This window comes from Streptomyces sp. NPDC002994 (assembly GCF_040611155.1).
In the GTDB taxonomy this organism is placed as follows: Bacteria; Actinomycetota; Actinomycetes; order Streptomycetales; family Streptomycetaceae; genus Streptomyces.
Window position 1 is genome coordinate 216,792 of record NZ_JBEXNQ010000011.1, and the last position, 16,771, is coordinate 233,562.

General features: G+C 71.5%; 12 protein-coding genes. 10 read left to right on the top strand and 2 right to left on the bottom strand.

The features are described from left to right. Positions 1 to 364 precede the first annotated feature (364 nt). Complete coding sequence (locus ABZX79_RS17415; RefSeq protein ID WP_355257602.1) at positions 365 to 721, bottom strand: trypco2 family protein; 357 nt, start codon at positions 719 to 721, stop codon at positions 365 to 367. Between the two features lie 57 nt (positions 722 to 778). On the opposite strand from ABZX79_RS17415, the gene ABZX79_RS17420 reads away from it, so the two are divergent. From ABZX79_RS17420 to ABZX79_RS17440, 5 genes are read left to right on the top strand one after another with little or no spacing between them, the layout of a single operon-like run. Next, positions 779 to 2,533, top strand: coding sequence for a serine protease (locus ABZX79_RS17420; protein ID WP_355257605.1), 1,755 nt, complete (start codon positions 779 to 781; stop codon positions 2,531 to 2,533). Then, positions 2,530 to 4,920: a tetratricopeptide repeat protein gene (locus tag ABZX79_RS17425; RefSeq protein WP_355257608.1), complete on the top strand. Its 2,391-nt coding sequence runs from the start codon at positions 2,530 to 2,532 to the stop codon at positions 4,918 to 4,920. Before ABZX79_RS17420 ends, ABZX79_RS17425 begins: the two co-directional genes overlap by 4 nt. After that, positions 4,917 to 6,284 (top strand): vWA domain-containing protein, encoded by a 1,368-nt coding sequence (locus ABZX79_RS17430; RefSeq protein WP_355257611.1) that lies wholly within the window; start codon positions 4,917 to 4,919, stop codon positions 6,282 to 6,284. The genes ABZX79_RS17425 and ABZX79_RS17430 overlap by 4 nt, the downstream gene beginning before the upstream one ends. Then, a complete protein-coding gene (locus tag ABZX79_RS17435) occupies positions 6,281 to 7,327 on the top strand; it encodes a hypothetical protein (protein WP_355257614.1) in 1,047 nt (348 codons plus the stop codon). The genes ABZX79_RS17430 and ABZX79_RS17435 overlap by 4 nt, the downstream gene beginning before the upstream one ends. Continuing rightward, positions 7,324 to 8,568, top strand: a complete 1,245-nt coding sequence (locus ABZX79_RS17440; protein WP_355257616.1) for an extracellular solute-binding protein — start codon at positions 7,324 to 7,326, stop codon at positions 8,566 to 8,568. Before ABZX79_RS17435 ends, ABZX79_RS17440 begins: the two co-directional genes overlap by 4 nt. A gap of 88 nt (positions 8,569 to 8,656) precedes the next feature. Here ABZX79_RS17440 and ABZX79_RS17445 read toward each other — a convergent pair whose 3' ends face one another. Next, the gene (locus ABZX79_RS17445; protein WP_355257619.1) at positions 8,657 to 9,595 is read right to left on the bottom strand and encodes a hypothetical protein; all 939 of its coding nucleotides are present in this window, start codon (positions 9,593 to 9,595) and stop codon (positions 8,657 to 8,659) included. Between the two features lie 41 nt (positions 9,596 to 9,636). Here ABZX79_RS17445 and ABZX79_RS17450 point away from each other — a divergent pair, with 41 nt between their 5' ends. The 5 genes from ABZX79_RS17450 (at position 9,637) to ABZX79_RS17470 (ending at position 16,743) form a co-directional block, all read left to right on the top strand. Next, positions 9,637 to 10,884 (top strand): CapA family protein, encoded by a 1,248-nt coding sequence (locus tag ABZX79_RS17450; protein WP_355257622.1) that lies wholly within the window; start codon positions 9,637 to 9,639, stop codon positions 10,882 to 10,884. Between the two features lie 246 nt (positions 10,885 to 11,130). Continuing rightward, positions 11,131 to 13,383: a HAMP domain-containing protein gene (locus ABZX79_RS17455; RefSeq protein ID WP_355257707.1), complete on the top strand. Its 2,253-nt coding sequence runs from the start codon at positions 11,131 to 11,133 to the stop codon at positions 13,381 to 13,383. 5 nt (positions 13,384 to 13,388) lie between these two features. Beyond that, positions 13,389 to 15,152, top strand: a complete 1,764-nt coding sequence (gene pgsB, locus ABZX79_RS17460) for a poly-gamma-glutamate synthase PgsB (RefSeq protein WP_355257625.1) — start codon at positions 13,389 to 13,391, stop codon at positions 15,150 to 15,152. Beyond that, positions 15,149 to 15,631 (top strand): poly-gamma-glutamate biosynthesis protein PgsC/CapC, encoded by a 483-nt coding sequence (locus ABZX79_RS17465; protein WP_214919524.1) that lies wholly within the window; start codon positions 15,149 to 15,151, stop codon positions 15,629 to 15,631. The genes pgsB and ABZX79_RS17465 overlap by 4 nt, the downstream gene beginning before the upstream one ends. Positions 15,632 to 15,660: 29 nt before the next feature. Then, positions 15,661 to 16,743 carry an NlpC/P60 family protein gene (locus ABZX79_RS17470; RefSeq protein WP_355257629.1) on the top strand — a complete coding sequence of 361 codons (1,083 nt, stop codon included), beginning with the start codon at positions 15,661 to 15,663 and terminating at the stop codon, positions 16,741 to 16,743. Positions 16,744 to 16,771 lie beyond the last annotated feature (28 nt).

Below are 16,771 nucleotides of genomic sequence, written 5' to 3' on the forward strand. Positions count from 1 at the left end.
CTGGCCCACAGCCGGGACAGACCATGCCCGGCAGCGCGCCCCTTCGTCCGCCGCCGCACCGTTCGCACACCATGTGGACCTTCTCGCACCCGAGCTCTGAATCACCCTGAGCAGTCGGCCAGTAGCCGGCCAGTGCTCAGTGGCCGGTAGCCAAGTGCCCCACTATGCATGAGGCCCGGGCCCCGAGACAGAGGCCGCGCACGATTCGACGCCCGGGCGCCACGGGCAGGCCGGGCCGCCGCACGTCCATGAAAGCCCGTCCGTCCGCGCCGTCGCGCCGTCGCGCCGCATAATCCCCGCCGCGCCCGCGCACGTTGACAACTCGCCCGGGCGCGGCGTCACGCGTCACACTGCGACCCCGCGCTCAGTCGCCTTCTTCCCCTCCGTCGGCCCCTTCGCCGCCCACGTCGATCACGCCGCCGTCCCGGCCGCGCGGTTGCAGCTCCACCTGGATGCGGTGGGTCGTGTCGCTCGCCGTCGTCCTGCCCACGTCCGCCGTCACCACCCCGATCCGCAGGCCGCCCTTGCCGCCGGTCTCGCGGCGGACCTGGACCGCGAATTCAAGGCTCACCCGCTCCACCCGGAAGCGCAGGCCACTCGCCCTGCCCCGGCGCTGGGCCTCCTCCAGTTCGGCTCGTACCTGGCTGATCACGTCCGCCAGTTCCGCACCCTGTGTCGCCTCGCCGGTGTAGTTGGCGTCGTTCGCGTTCAACTTGCTCACATCCCCCCGCTGCAGCCAAGGCCCCATTGTCACCTGCTGCGACTACGCTGGTACAGCATGGGGGTGCCAATCAATGAGACCAACTTCCGTACTGATCAAGAAACTTGGCGGGTACGGCTGCGCACCGCCGACCCGCGCGGCCAGGTGCTCGGAGCGGGCGTGCTGCTCGGCGACGGGCTCGTGCTGACCTGCGCACATGTCATCCGGATCGCCGGAACCGACGATCACCAACCGGCCGTGACGGTCGAGTTCCCCGGCTCCGGAAGCGCCGATTCGTGCTCGCTGCGCGCCACCGTCGTACCGAAACACTGGGTCCCGCGCGCCGACGACCACACCGGCGATCTCGCACTCCTCCAGCTCGACGGGCCACCTCCGGTCGCCTCGCACGCCACCCTCCACCGGCTGCCGACCATCTGGAACCGCCGAGTCCACTTCGCCGGCTACCCCTCCCGCATCACCGGCGGCAAGTGGGCCGAAGCGCTCATCAAGGGCCCTGGCGGGCCCGGCGACGAGTGGGTGCAGATCGATCCGGTCACGGAGGCCGACACCCTCATGCGGCGCTTCAGCGGCGCCGGCGTCGTCGACAACCGCACCGGCCGCGTCATCGGGATCGTCGTCAGCAAGCTCGACTCCGAGCGCGAGGGTGCGCACTACCGGCACGGTTACATGATCCCGACCGGCACGATCGTCAAGCACCTCGACCTCGTGCGCGAGCGCTGCGTGAGCGGCCGGCCCCCGGTCCCGGCCACCCTCACCACCGGTCACGACGACCCGGATCCCGGCCCCGCGTCCGCCGGGCCCGCCTCCCCCCGCCCCGCCCCCGACCGCGGATTCGCGCGCTGGCTCACCCGCTGGCTGGCGGGCGAGGACGACCTGGCCGACGTGGAAATCACCTTCGTACGGGACGAGGACCAGGACGCCGCCCTCGCCCTGCGCACCACCCTCACCCTCGCCGACCGCGAACGCTCCCCCCGCACCTCCGTCACCACCTCCCGCCCCGACCACACCGGTACCTCCCCCCGCCCCGGCAGCCTCGACCTGGCCCTCGACGCCGGCGGCAAAACGCCCGCGCAGATCGCCGAGGAGATCGCCGAAGGCATGGCGCTCGACGGCCCCGGGCTGCTGCCCCTGCCCGCGCGCATCGCCGCCGACGCCCTGCCGCTGACCACCGTGGCCCGCGGCGTGGACGACGCCCTCCAGCCGCTGGAGACGGTCGAGCTGCTGCACACGCTGGTGCGGCGCGGCGGGCGCCTCCTGCTCGTCTTCCGGCAGCTCGACTCGCCCGCCCTGCACCGTACGTACGAACTCCTCCTCGATCCGGCCACGCGCCCCCAGCGCTGGCTGGAGCGCATCGGCCGCCGCGTCGCAGCTCTCGCCCGTACGGAGGAACGCGCCCGGGAGTTACGCCGGCGGGCGGCGACCTGCGTCAGCCCGCTGCCGTCCGTCCCCCGGTACGCCCCTGACCTGGAGCTCAAGGCCGCCCGCCTCGAAGCCGATCCGCAGCAGGGCACGACCGGCTTCCTCGTCAAGCTGTCGTACGTCGAAAGGACCGTGGAGACAGCCCTGTTGGAGGCGGAGACCGCCCACCGGGCGCTGACCGGGCAGCTCGCCCGCCACCAGGACCTGCGCGGCCTCCTCGACGGTCACCAGGCCCGCCTCGCCGCCCACGGCATCACCGAGGCGGCGGCCTCCCTGCACCAGGAGGCGCAGCGGCTGCTGACCGGTGGGCCGTGCGAGCTGACAGTGGCGGAAGCGGCGGTCGAGCGGTTCGTACAGGCGGCCCGCAAGGCGCTCGAAACGGGGCAGCAATGAGCACGAGGGCGTGTCCGCACCCCGGGTGCACCGGGCAGGTCACCGAAACCGGCTTCTGCGATCTCACCGGCCTGCCCGTGGACGATGACGTAACGAAAACAAGGGACGTGAAGGAAGCGCCGGAGAAGGCGCCCGCCGCCGCTCAGTTCGTCCTCTCCCCCGCCGGTGACCGCCTCATGGACCTGCCCCACGTCGAGGTCCCCGACCCCGCCCTCCTCGTCGACTCCGCCGAGGACCAGCCCTCCTCCCACGTCATGCGCTGCGGCAATCCCGACTGCACGGAGCTCATCGGCGTCGTGACGTCCGAGGGGCGCTGCAGCTGCGGTACGCCGTACGCGCTCCAGCCCCAGCTGTCCGGCGACGACGTACTCGCCGACCAGTACCAGGTCGTCGGCCCCATCGCCCACGGCGGCCTCGGCTGGGTCTATCTCGCCGAGGACGCCCAGCTCTACAACCGGCCCGTAGCCCTCAAGGGCCTGCGCAACCCGCACAGTTCACTGGCCCGCGAGGTCGCGCTGCGCGAGCGCCGGCACCTCACCGACCTCAACCACAAGGACATCATCCGCGTCATCAACTACGCGACGCACCGCCCCACCGGCACCGACTACATCGTGATGGAGTTCGCGGGCGGCATGGCGCTGCACCAGATCGCGGAGCGGATCGCGCGCGACGAGGAGCCGTTCGCCGGGCCGCGCGTGCACGAGTTCATCGTCAGTTACGGGATCCGCATCCTCGACGCGCTCGGCTATCTGCACACGCACGAGCGCAAGGTGTACGGCGACATGAAGCCGGACAACGTCATGCACTGCGGCGACGGCATCAAGATCATCGATGTGGGCGGGGTGCGGGAGTTCGGGGCTCCCGGGCCGTACACCGACGACTACAAGGGCCCCGAGGTCGAGCAGGACGGCCGGGCGTACCCGCAGTCCGACCTCTACAGCGTCGGTGTGACCCTGCGCGAGCTGGCCGACTCCGCCCACCACCCGGCCCCCGGCCTCGGCGCCGAGTCCCTGCACCGCGCGCTCGCCCGCGCCACCGACGCTGAGCCGCGCAAACGGTTCGCGACGGCCGCCGAGATGTCGCTCCAACTGCGCGGCGTCATCCGCGAACTGCGCTCCTTACGGCTCGGTACGGAGACCTTCGAGCCCTCCCGCCTCTTCGAACCGGCGTCGGCGGCACTCGACGGCGGTCTCGGCCAGGCCCCCGCCCTCGACCGCTGGGCGTACGGCACGCACCGCCTCCCCCTGATCGCCGCACGCCCCTCCCCCGACGAGGTCGCGGCGGGCCTGCCCGTACCCAAGGCAGACCCCGACGACCCGCACGCGGCCTCCCTCGCCCGCATCTCGTACGACGCACCCGGCCTGCTGCAACTGCTCGCGGACTGGACACCGTCCCCGGAACTGCACCTCCTGCGCTGCCGCCTGCACCTGGGCCTGGCCCGCCGCGAATTCGCCCGCCGCAGCCACTGGCGCATCCATCACCACGAGCGGGCGCGCGACGAACTCGACCTCGCCACCCGCCTCGTCGGTGCCATGGCCCCGCACGACTGGCGCCTGCGCTGGCACACCGGGCTGCTGCACCTCGACCACGACCGCATCGCCGAGGCCCGCGAGGAGTTCGACCTCGTCTACGACTCGCTCCCCGGCGAGTACGCCCCGAAGCTCGCCCTCGGCTACTGCCACGAACGGCTCGGCGAACCGGGCCGCGCCAGGGACTACTACGAGGCGGTGTGGCTCCGTAACCACTCCCTGGGCAGCGCGGCCTTCGGGCTCGCCCGCATCCATCTCGCGCGAGAGGAGCGCGAAAAGGCGCTGGACATCCTGGAGCACGTACCCAAGGACTCGCGGCACCGCACCGCCGCGCGGACCGCGATCGTACGCATCCTGGCGGGCCGGCGGCCCCCGGACGGCGCGCCGCCGCCCCTGGAGTCCATCGTCACCGCGCTCGCCCGGGTCACGCAGTTGCAGGAGGAGGAGGGGCTGACGGACCGGCACGCGGTGCTGCGGCTGGAGACACACATCAGGGAGGTCGTCCTGGACTGGGTCTGCGGGGCGCCCGGCGGCCTGGACAGCGGTGGCGGGGCGCGGCGGCTGGCGGAACTGCGCGAGCGCGTCCAGGACGAGGACCTCACCGAGAACAGGCTGCGCAGACGCCTGGAGGAGGCGTACCGGGGCCTCTCCCAGCAGGCCGGTGACGTGCGGGCACACGCGCTGCTCGACCTGGCGAACGGGATTCGGCCACTGCGCTGGACACACAAGGAGCACACATGGCTCAGGACCGCACAGAAGATGCGCCGGATACGAAAGACATGGAAGGCGCAGGCGCAGGCGCAGGCGCAGGCGCAGGCGCCCTCACCGGGAGCACGGGAGCCGTCTCCCTCGAAGTGAGCCAGCAGCCGTACGTCTCGGTGGAGCGCGGCGGCGAGGGCGGGACGCGGATGTGCGCCGTGGTGACCGTGACGGTGGACCTGGCAGCGGCCCGGGAAGGGGCGGCGGCGCCGGCACCCCCCTCCCGGGCCGAGGTGCTGCTCCTCGACTGCTCCGCCTCCATGGGCTACCCGCGCGAGAAGCTGTGGGCCGCCCAGGACGCGGCGACGGAAGCGGTACGCGCACTGCCCGACGGCACGCACTTCGCGATCGTCGCCGGACGCCACACCGCGGAGCTGGTCTACCCCACGGGCTCCGGCCCGTCGGCGACGACTCCGGTACGCGCCGACGCCACCACCCGCAAGGAGGCCGAGGAGGCCATCGCCCGCCTCGCACCGAGTGGCGGCACGGCCATCGGCAGCTGGCTCGCCCTCGCCCGCGAGCTGTTCGGGCCACGCCCCACCGCCGCCGTCCGGCACGCGCTGCTGCTCAGCGACGGACGTAACGAACACGAGGAGCACGCCGCCCTCGCGGCCGAAGTCGCGGCCTGCCAGGGCTTGTTCACCTGTGACGCGCTGGGCATCGGCGAGGACTGGGACCCCGACGAGCTCCAGCTGGTCGCCGGCGGCCTCGACGGCAAGGCCGACGCCGTACGCGACCTCGACGCGCTGCCCGGCGAGTTCCGCGCCGTCACCGCCGAATCGGCCGGCCGGCACCTCACCGGCCTGCGCCTGCGCCTCACCCACCGCCCCGGCAGCGCCCCGCTGACCGTCCAGCAGGTCCACCCCACCCGCCGCGACCTGCTCGCGGACCGGGTGACGATCAGCGACCGGTGCCTGGAATTCCGTACGCCGCCGTGGGGCGACGAGACCCGCGAGTACCTGGTGTGCGTCGCCGCTTCCCGTACGCCACAGGATCCCGTCGACCGGGCGCTGTGGCTGGCCGACCTGAAGGTGGTCCGGGAGGCGCGGGACGACGAAGGCATCGCGCCACAACTGCCGCCCGCGCGCCCGCTCCTGGTCCGCTGGACGCGCCATCGTGACCTCTACAGCACGTACGACCCCAAGGTGGCGCACTACGCCCATCACGACGCCCTCGTCCGCGGCCTCGAAGAGGGCCGCGCCGCCCAGCGCGCCGGCGACCCGGTCCGGGCCCGCGCGGCCTGGGGCGAAGCCGTGCGCCGCGCCCACGCGATGGGCAACGAGCCCATGCTGCAACGCCTCGGCGACGTCGTACGGATCATCGACGCGGCGGCCGGCGAGGTGGAGATACGCCCGGACATCCGGCCGCTCGACATCAACTCGGCGATGGTGCTGCGCGCCCACAGCACGATGCTGCCGCCGCAGCGCACCCAGCGGAAGCCTCAGGAACCCGAGTGCCGATGACGACGTACCTGCCACGCCGGTTCTGGCGTTCAGCCACCGGAGCCGACGGCGTCAGCACCGTCGGCTACCTGCGCCGCCAGCTCGCGTGGCTGCTCGCGCTGACCGCCGTCGGCGGCGCGGCGCTCTTCGGCGCGTACGACGAAGTCCACCGCGACTCCGTGTCGATCCGCGACCGCTCCGGCCCGGCCGTCGTCGAACTGGCCAGGGCCAACACCTCCCTCCAGGAGGCCCACATCACCGCACGCGAGCACCTGGACTACCGGGCCCGCAACCACAAGTGGCCGGACATCCTGGCGCGCGGCGAGGAGTACCGGACCCAGGTCGCCGAGGCGAAGAGCAGCCTCGCCCGGGCCGCCGCGTCAGGCGCCCTGAACCGCGAGGACCAGCAGACCCTGCGCATCGCGTCCGGGCTCGTCGACAGCTACGCCCTGCGCATCGACGGAGCGTGGACCCAGTCGAAGCAGCCGAAGCTGAGCCACGCCAACCTCTCGTACGCGGAGCGGATGATGTACGCCCGCACGTCCGGCATCCTCGACCGGATCACCGCGCTCCAGGCCCGGCAGGGCGCGGCGCTGGACCGCCAGGAGGACTGGGGAGCCGCGCCGCTGCTGGCCTGGCCGGTGGCGGTCACGGCGTGTGCGCTGCTCGGCGTACGGCTGGTGGGCACCCAGGTGTTCCTGCGGCAGCGCGTGCGGCTGCGGCTGAGCATTCCGCTGGCGGCGGTGACGCTGCTGCTGGCGGCCGTTCCGGTGCTCGCGTTCGGGACGTGGCAGGCACACGCGAGCCAGACGCTCGTACAGCACGCGGCCGACGGGCTGACACCGGCCGGCCCTTCCGGCAGACCGGTGGAGGCCACCGCCATCACCGACGCCGAGGCCCGCATGGACAAGGCCCTACGGGAGGGGAACACCGAGGCCTGGTCCCGGGGCACGGTGTTCATTCCGCTCGGGACCGCGCTGATGGCGGGAGTCATCCTGTGGACGCTCCAGTCGCTGCTGGTCGAGTACGCCGTGCCCCGGCGCCGCACGGGGGGCCACCGATGACCCGCTCCCTTCGGCTGCTGCTCGCCCTCTGCCTCTTCGCCGGGCTCGCCCTGACGTCAGCCGCCTGCACCAAGGAGCCGCCCCCCACCGTGAGCGTGCTCGGTCCCTGGACCGGCGACGAGGCGGAGAGCTTCGAGACGGTGCTGGAGCAGTTCACGGGGAAGTACGGGATCGAGGTCGACTACCAGGGCACGACGTCGTTGCGCGAGACGCTCCTCGCGCAGATGCAGGCCGGATCGCCGCCCGACATCGCCGTACTGAACAGCCTCGGCGAGCTCACCGAATACGCGCACAAGGGTGTGCTCGTACCGCTTCCCGAGAACGTCCGCGAGCGTTCCCCGGAACCGTGGGCTCCCGAACTCACCATCCGGGGCCGCAAGAACACGTATTGGACGCCCATAAAGGTCGATCTCAAGAGCGTCGTCTGGCACTACCCGGGCCGCCCTGCCCAACGGGGCAACTGGTGCATCGGCATGGGCTCCGGCGCGACGACGGGGTGGCCGGGCAGCGACTGGATCGAGGACATCCTGCTCCAGAAATCGGGCCCGGCGGTGTACGAACAGTGGGCGACCGGCGAACTGGCCTGGGGCAGCAAGGAAGTGCGCGAAGCGTGGAAGACGTGGGGCCGGCTGATCGGGTCGCGGGCCGACGCCGCTCTGCGCAGCGACTTCGAGGGCAACGACGGCAAAGGCCTGCTGAAGCGGACCGGTGACGGGTGCGGGCGCGAGCACCAGGGCAGTTTCGTCCGGCGGCTGTACGGCAAGGACGTCGCGTACGCCCCGACCACGGAGGCCGTCGCGGAGCTCGACAACAACCGGGGCGCGTACGAGGTGGCGGGTGACATGGCGGCGATGTTCCGGGACACCGGGGGCGCACGGTCCCTCATCACCTTCCTCACCGGCGACGAGGCGCGGGCCACCTGGGCGCGGGCGGTGCCGGAAAGCAACCGGCCGTTCTTCCCGGTCTCCGTCGGCTCGTACGGCGACGCCTGGGCGAACCGGGCGGTGAACGAGACGCTGACGGGGGCGGAGCGGCTGTGCGCGGACGCGTCGGACGTGATGCCGGCGGGGGTACGGGGCGCGTTCTACCGGGCGGTGCTGGAGTTCCTGGCGGCGCCGGAGGACGCGGAGCTCCTGACGGGCCTGCTGCGGCAGCTCGACGACGAGACGGCACGCCACCGCGAACTGGGCACGCCCCGGGTCCCGTCGGTGTGCGCGGCGCCACCGGGCGGGGGGCAGTAGGGCGAGGCGCCTGCGGCGGGCCCTCCTGGGGCTCCGCCCCAGACCCCGCTCCTCAAACGCCGGAGGGGCTGAACTTGCCGCGTTGCGGCTACATCCAGCCCGCCACCGCGCTGCGCACCGCCGCCACCGCCTGCCCGGCCCGCTCCGCGTCGGAGCGTACCGAGTGGCTGAACTCGACGTGCAGGAACGGTACGTCGAGTTCGGCCGCGGCCCGGCCCTGTTTGTTCTCGCGGCCTTCGAGCACGCACTTGCGCGCCCACGCCCGGCACACCTCGAAGTCCCGGCCGCCCAGCGCCCGCGCCAGCCGGCGGCCGCTCTCGCGCGCTTCGGCGCTCCGGTCCCTGCCCGTGGACACGATCACGTCGTAGTCCGGTTCGGTGCTGTCCGCGAAGCCGTGCAGCTGCACACCCGGCAGCCGGCGCTCCGCGAGCTCGTCGCACACGGCGTGGAAGACCGTGTCGCGCCGGTGTGCGACATCGGCCGCGTCACCCCGGCCCGCTCTCCGGTGCGCACCCGCGACCACCAGTACGCCCCCGGGCTGCCCGGTCAGTACGCCGGACCCGAGCCGTTCACTGTCGGCGTCGGCCACGGGGTGCGGAACCTGCACCGACCAGCGGACGGGGGCCCCGAGCCCGACGTACACCCGGCCCCAGCCCCGATTGGCCTCCCCAGCCGCGTCGGCCACCTCGGCGTACCGCCGGCCGGTGGCCCTGTCCGTGAGCGTACGGACCCCGAAATCGACTTCGGCGAGCTTCCGGCCCGCCTCCGCGCGCCGGCCGTCGACCAGGAGCCCGACGCCCTCGGCGACGGTGCGGCGCTCCACGCGGCTGGGTGGGCGGTACCCGGAGTCCGCGACGATCTCGGTGGCGAACGTGTTGATCCGGCGGTCCAGATCGATCCCATTGCGGCGTGGATCGGGTGTGTTGTCGCTTACGCCTGAATCACCCTTTTGTGAGGAAGTGTTCATGGTGACAACCGCCACAGCCACCACCGTGACCAGCAGAGTTACCAGAATCGTTAGCTTCATGGTCGGGATCCGTGTCATAGGGCGGCGAAAATACCATCGTGATGAGACATCCCCACTTGCCCGGCATACCCCGCGCTGTCGCCCTTGCCCTTCTGGCGGCCACAGCGGCAGGTTGCGGACTCCTGGACACGGACGACGCCGCCGAGGCGAGCGGCCCTCCGGCGTTCACCGTCGCCGCGGCGGGCGACATCCTGATCCACCCGCAGCTGACGGACCAGGCACGCAAGGACGCCAGGGACGCCAAGAACGCAGCCGGGACGGGCATCGACTTCGACCGGACGATGGCCGGCATCAAGCCCGTCATCAGCAAGGCCGACCTGGGGATCTGCCACTTCGAACCGGTCGTGGGCAAGCCGGAAGGGCCGTTCCAGAGCTTCCCGGACTTCCTCATTCCGCCGCAGATCACCACCGCGATCAAGAACGTCGGTTACGACACCTGCTCGACCGCCTCGAACCACGTCCTCGACCACGGCCCCGCCGGAGTGCGGCGCACGCTGGACGCCCTCGACTCGGCCGGACTCAAGCACACCGGTTCGGCCCGCACCCGCGCGGAGAGCGAGAAGCCGCTGATCCTCGACGTCAAGGGCGTCAAGGTCGCGCAGCTCTCGTACACCCTGGGCTTCAACGGCCGCGAAGTACCCGCGGACAAGCCGTGGCTCGCCAACAAGACCTCCTTCGACGACATCGCGGCCGCGGAGAAGGCCGCCCGTACAGCCGGAGCCGAGGTGGTGATCCTGAGCATCCACTGGGGCCGTGAGCACCACCCGGAGCCGGGCACCCCGCAGCTCAAGCTGGCCCGCAGGCTCGCCGAGGAGACCGGCATCGACCTGGTGATCGGCCACCACGCGCATGTGGTGCAGCCGATGGAGAAGATCGACGGCACCTGGGTCGCGTACGGCCTCGGCAACCAGCTGGCCCGCCACGACGTGCCCACCGGTCTCACCGAGGAAGGCATCATCGGCTGGTTCGAGTTCCGGAAGAAGGACGGCGACTGGGACGTGCAGGCGCGCTACGTGCCGACGCTCGTCACCATTCCGCCGGACCCGGGCGAGGCGGCCGAAGCAGCCGGGGCAGGCGACGCGGGCACGGACCCGGACGGCGCCGGGGAGACACCCGGGGTGAAGGACCACCGCCTCCTGAACGTCGCCGAGGCGCTGCGCGACGACAAGGACCTGTCGGACGAGGAGCGGGCCCGCTACCGGCTCGCGTTCGAGCGCACCCAGGGAACCATGCTCAACCGGGGAGCCTCGAAGGACGGCCTGAGGCCACTCCAGGACCTGCCGGGCTGACGAAACACAGACGTAACGCGCGTCACACCGGGCGGCTTTCGTACAACCATTCGTGGGCCCTCGCGAGTCATGACGCTCCGGTGGCCTGTGCGGCGTCCCGACCGACACCGCGTCACGCCCAGCAGACCCAGCCCCAGAGCCAGACCCACCGCACGCCCTTACCCGCTGTTGCCCAGAAACTGAAGGTGAACACTCATGGCCGCTTCGCCCGCGACGCGGCGGCACAAGGTCCGTCGCCGCGCCGACATGTCGCTCCTGGGTGGCATCCGCCCGCCCATCGCGGCCCTCTCGGCCCTGCTGCTCACCTTGGCGGGGATCACCGCCCTGGGCCTCGGCAAAGCCGACCAGGACCTCGTACCCAAGGCCGTGCTGACGTCTCAGAAGCACTTCGCCGAGGACGGCGCGGTCGCGCTGCGCGCCTCCATCGACGAGAGCGTCACCGACCTCAACCGGACCGCCGGCCTCTTCAACGCCTCGGACCCGGTCTCGCCCGACGCCGTACTCGACAAGATCGGCAGCGTCTACCAGAAGTGGACGGGCACGGCCGTACTGGAGATCAAGTCCGGCAAGCTGCTCGCCGCCCGCGGCGAGAACGTCCCGGTCACCGCGGTCGACACCACCAAACTCCGCGAGGAGAACGGCCTCAGCCCCCGCATGGTGCGGCTGCAGAACGGCGAGACCCGACTGCTCTCCTTCGCCCTGCTGTCCTGGGAGGGACGCCCCCAGCAGCTGCTGATCGCGTCCAACAGCCTCCGCTTCCCCGGCATCGCGCTCGGCCAGTTCCGCGCGATCGCCGTCGTCGACAGCGAGGGTCGCATCCTCAGCAGCGACGGCATCGAGGAGCCCGAGCAGGCCCAGAGCGAGTTCCAGCGCGGTGTCGTGAAACGGTCCGAGAAGGAGCTCAAGGCCTTCGCGAAGACCGCCGCCATCAAGGCGATGCAGCACCCCCTCAAGTCCAAGGAACCCGGCTCCGGCGGATTCCTCGGCGTCAGCGGCAGCCTGTACGGCACCGAGTCCCAGGGCGACCGCGCCGTCGCCGGCTACGCGACGCTCGCCGGCCCCGAGGCCGGTGAGAGCACCGTCGCCACCAGCCTCGGCCTCACCGTGGTCGCCATGGTCGAGGTGGCCGAGGACCCCACCCGTTCCGCCGGACCGCTGTTCGGCCTGCTCGCCGCCGGCTCCCTCCTCGTCATCGGGGCACTGGCCGTGGCGCTTCTCCTCGGTACGGTCCAACGCCCCCTGATCCGGCTCTTCCTGGAGAGCAGGCGCCTGACCCGCGGCGACCTGACCCGGCCGGTGAACACGCCGTCGCACGGCGAGGCCGCCCGGATCGGACACGCCCTGGAGCGGGTACGCCGCCAGCTCATCGGCGCACCGGTGGACAGCACCGCCACCGAAGGCCCCGGCAGGCGCGGCCGGTTCGGCAGCCGCGGGCTCATAGCCGTCTGCGCGGTGCTGCTGCTCGCCTGGTCCGCCCCGATGCTGCTACTGCTCAACCGCGCCGACTCCACCGTCGTCGTACCCGAACAGATGGTCAATGACCAGCGCGAACGCACCGAGACCCTGACCGACCGGGTCCGGCGCGCGCTCAACGAGGGCCACGCCGACCTCGTGTCGGTCGCCTCCCTCATCGGTGACCGCACCTCGCCCGACGACATGAAGAAGGTCCTGGAGCGCACCCGCGCCGAACATCTTCGCTACGAGTCGCTGTACGTCCTTTCCGCCGACGGCAAGGTCATCACCAGCGCCGGCGGAGAGCCGCAGCAGGAGTCCGCCAAACTCTCCACCACCGAACAGCAGCTCAGCCTCCTCAACGACTCCGGCAAGCAGCCGGTCGTCGCCGGGCAGGCCGAGATCCCGGGCCGTGACGGAGCGCGCGTGGTCGGCGAGTTCCGTATCGACTTCATCAACTCGCTGCTCAAGCGGCCAGGACTCGGCCAGGTCCGGGTCGTCGACGCCAAGTGGCAGATCATCGGCGGCAACACCGGCTACCGGGCCTTCGAAGAGCTTCCCGACGAGCGGCTCGAATCCTTCGTCGCGGGCACCAACCAGAAGGTCGGCATGAGCGCCCGCGCCAGCGGTGTCCTCTACCGGGACGGCGACGGCGACGGCGTACAGCTCGCCGCGGCCGCGCCGTTCGTCGGCGGCGGCGCCGCCAAGTCGCTCGGCTGGACCGTCGTCAGCTGGCAGCCCGCCTCCGGCCTTGCCATCCCCGAGTACAACCTCCAGAACCGCACGGTCCTGGCCGGGCTGCTCGGTATCACCGCGGCCGCCGCCTGCCTGGGCTGGCTGCACATCGTCGTCGTACGTCCGCTGCGCGAGCTCGCGCGGCAGTCCGAAGCACTCGCCGACGGGGACCGCCGCACCGTTCTCTACCCGCGCCACCACGACGAGGTGGGCGCGGTCGTCCGCAGCCTGGAACTCCTGCGCCAGCAGCTCCAGGAACAGCGCAAGCGGGACGGTGCGCCCTCCACGACCATCTCCGCCGGAAGGAACTGATCGGCGTGCTCTTCCTCTACACCGTTCTGATGGTGTGCTGCGCTGTTCTGCTGGCGGCCGGCGTCGTCGAACAGCGCCGCCACTTCATCAACCTGGAGCGGATCCCCACCCGCGTGCTGGTCAACGGCATCCGCGGCAAGAGCTCCATCACCCGGCTGTGCGCGGGTGCGCTGCGCGGCGGTGACCTCGTCACCGTCGCCAAGACCACCGGCACGGCGGCCCGGTTCATCCACCCGGACGCCACCGAGGAGCCCGTCTACCGCAAGTTCGGCATCGCCAACGTGGTGGAGCAGATCGGCATCGTGCGGCGCGCCGCGTCGTACAACCCGGACGCTCTGGTCATCGAGTGCATGGCCGTCATGCCCGCCCTCCAGGAGATCAACCAGTCCAAGCTGATCCGGTCCACCATCGGCGTGCTGTGCAACGTCCGTGAGGACCACCTGGCCGAGATGGGCCCGACCCTCGACGACGTGGCGCGCTCCCTGTCGCGCTCCATGCCGCACGGCGGCATCTGCGTCACGGCGGAGCAGGACCGCTTCCACATCCTCCAGGAGGAGGCGGACGCGCGTGACTGCAAGCTGATCTACGCCGATCCGGAGATCGTCACCGACGAGGAGCTGCGCGGCTTCAGCTGGTTCACCTTCAAGGAGAACGTGGCGATCGCGCTGACCGTCGCCGACCTGCTGGGTGTGGAGCGCGGGACGGCGCTCAAGGGGATGTACGACGCGCCGCCGGACCCGGGTGTGCTTTCGGTCGAGCGGTACGCCACCCCCGACGGCAAGCGGCTGCGGTTCGCGAACGTCTTCGCGGCGAACGACCCCGAGTCGACGCTGATGAACATCAACCAGCTGCTGGACCTCGACGCCATCAGCCGGCCGCTGCACGTCGTCATCAACTGCCGGCCGGACCGCGTGGAGCGCAACGGCCAGATGGGCGCGATCATCCCGGACCTCCAGCCGGAGAAGGTGTTCGTCATCGGCCACCCGGCGAAGAGCGCCATCGACGCGATCCCCGCCGAGTGGCGGGACCGCGCGGTGGACCTCGGCGGTGACCGCCGGGCGGCCGACGACTTCATGGGCCTGCTGCTCGGGGAGCTCGGCCCGGACTCGTCGCTGGTCGCCATCGGCAACATCCACGGACAGGGCGAGGTGCTGCTGGAGCACCTCGCGGAACTGCCGGCGGACGAGACGGCGGACGATGTTCCGGCCGGCGGGTCTGCCACCGGTGTGGCCGCCTCCGGTACGCGCGCCGACGCGCAAGGGCCCACGGCACATCTCCCCGCACAGTCGGCGCGGCCCGCCGCCCGGGACGACGAGACGCTGGCCCTCCAGCAGTACAAGCCGTACATCGACCCGTACCAGCCGTACTCGGAGGCGTACGAGGCGCGCTACCAGCAGCAGCCCGCCCCGTACCGGGCGGAGCAGCAGCCGTACGACTCGTACGAGCCCGAGCCCCAGCCGTACGAGCCACAGTCGTACGAGCCGCAGCCGTACGAGCCGCAGCCGCACCAGTCGGCCGCCCTGTACCAGTCCGCGCCTCCGCAGCCCGTACGACAGCGTCCGGCAGCCCAGGAGCCCGCACCCCAGCACCCCGCCCCCCTGCCGTCCGTACCGCGGCGGCGGCGCACCGGTGACGCCGACACGTCCGGTCACCCGGCAGACCTCGCACCCCCCGCACCCCCCACCGCACCACGGCCCCAGCGCGGCATGTTCGAGCCCGCCCGGCCGGTGGACCAGGTCCAGCAGCAGAACCCAGGAGAACCCCGTTGATCCCGTCCGTACTCACGCCTGAGATCGCCGCGATCGGCATCGCGCTGGGCCTGATGTTCTCGCTGGTCTGCTACCTGACCACCAATCTGTCGCCCGGCGGAATGATCACCCCGGGCTGGCTGGCCCTGACCCTCGTCGAGGACCTCCAGCGCGCGGCCATGGTCGTCGGCGTCACCGTCCTGACGTACGTCGCCACCCTCGCCGTCCAGCGCGTGGTGATCCTCTACGGCAAGCGGCTGTTCTCCGCCGTGGTCCTCACCGGTGTCCTCTTCCAGGCGACCCTGATGATCGTCCTGTCGATGGAATTCCCGCTGATGTACACGAATCAGACGCTCGGCTTCATCGTCCCCGGCCTGATCGCCTATCAGCTCGTCCGCCAGCCCAAGGGCGCGACCCTGCTCGCCACCGGCTCGGTGACGCTCATGGCGTACGTCGTCCTCACCGCCGGAATTCTCCTCGGCGCGCTGCCGACCGTCTGACCGCCACCCGTCCGAACGGAGCTGACCTCATGAGTGCCAAGACCAAGCGCGGCCCCCGCCAGGCGCTGCACGCCGCCACCGTGCTCGCCCTGCTCGCCGGCAGCGCGTACCTCACGGTGGAACTCCGCAAGGAGGAGCAGGCGAAGGCCCCCGCCGTCCAGGCGGTCACCGACACGCCCGCCCTCAAGTCCTCGGGCTCGGGCCTGGCTTCGGGCAAGCAGACCTGGGAACGGCTGAAGAGCCCGGCCCGTACCCTCCTGCGCGGCGAGGGCGGTGCGATCCTGGCCACCTTCACCGACGACGCACGCACCGCCACCCTCACCGGCCCCAGCCGCTCCTTCACCGAACCCACGAGCACCAAGACCCGGGTCGTCACCGAGAACTGGGTGCGGCTGATGCCGGAGCCGTGGCACAAGGGCGCCGAGAAGGAGCAGTGGTTCAAGGACTGGTTCAAGGAGTTCTTCGGCAGCAAGGAGGACGACCTCTTCGCGATCGCCTTCCAGTACGTCGACCAGGCCCCCGTGAAGAAGGACTCCGAGGGCATCTCGTACGCGGGCGACGCCAACTTCGGCCCCATCAACCCCGAAGGCACGCCGGGCAACGACTACCGCCTGGAGGAGTCCGACTTCTACGACTACCTCGGCATCCCGTACACCTTCCGCGACGGCACCACGATGCAGCCCGAAGCGATGCGCGCCCGTTCCATGGACTGCTCCGGCTTCATCCGTACGGTCTTCGGCTACCGGGGCCGGTTCCCGCTGATGGCCACCGACAAGCTGGGCGACGGCCTGCCGCGCACCGCCAACGGCATGGCCCGCTCGAAGCTCGGCACCGACGTCATCAAGCTGGAGGGGGTCGGCCCGGAGTCGCGGCCGAAGTCCATCGACGTACTACAGCCGGGCGACCTGGTCTTCTTCAAGCTCGACGCGCGCACCAAGGACCGGATGGACCACGTCGGCATCTTCATGGGCCATGACACCGACGGCCACAAGATCTTCGTGTCGAGCCGCGAAGAGATCAACGGGCCGACGATCGGCGACAAGGGCGGCACGTCACGCCTGGACGGCAACGGCTACTACGCGAGCACGCTGCGCAGCGCGAAGCGGGTGTAGGCGCACGGCGTACGGGCGGGTCCGGGGC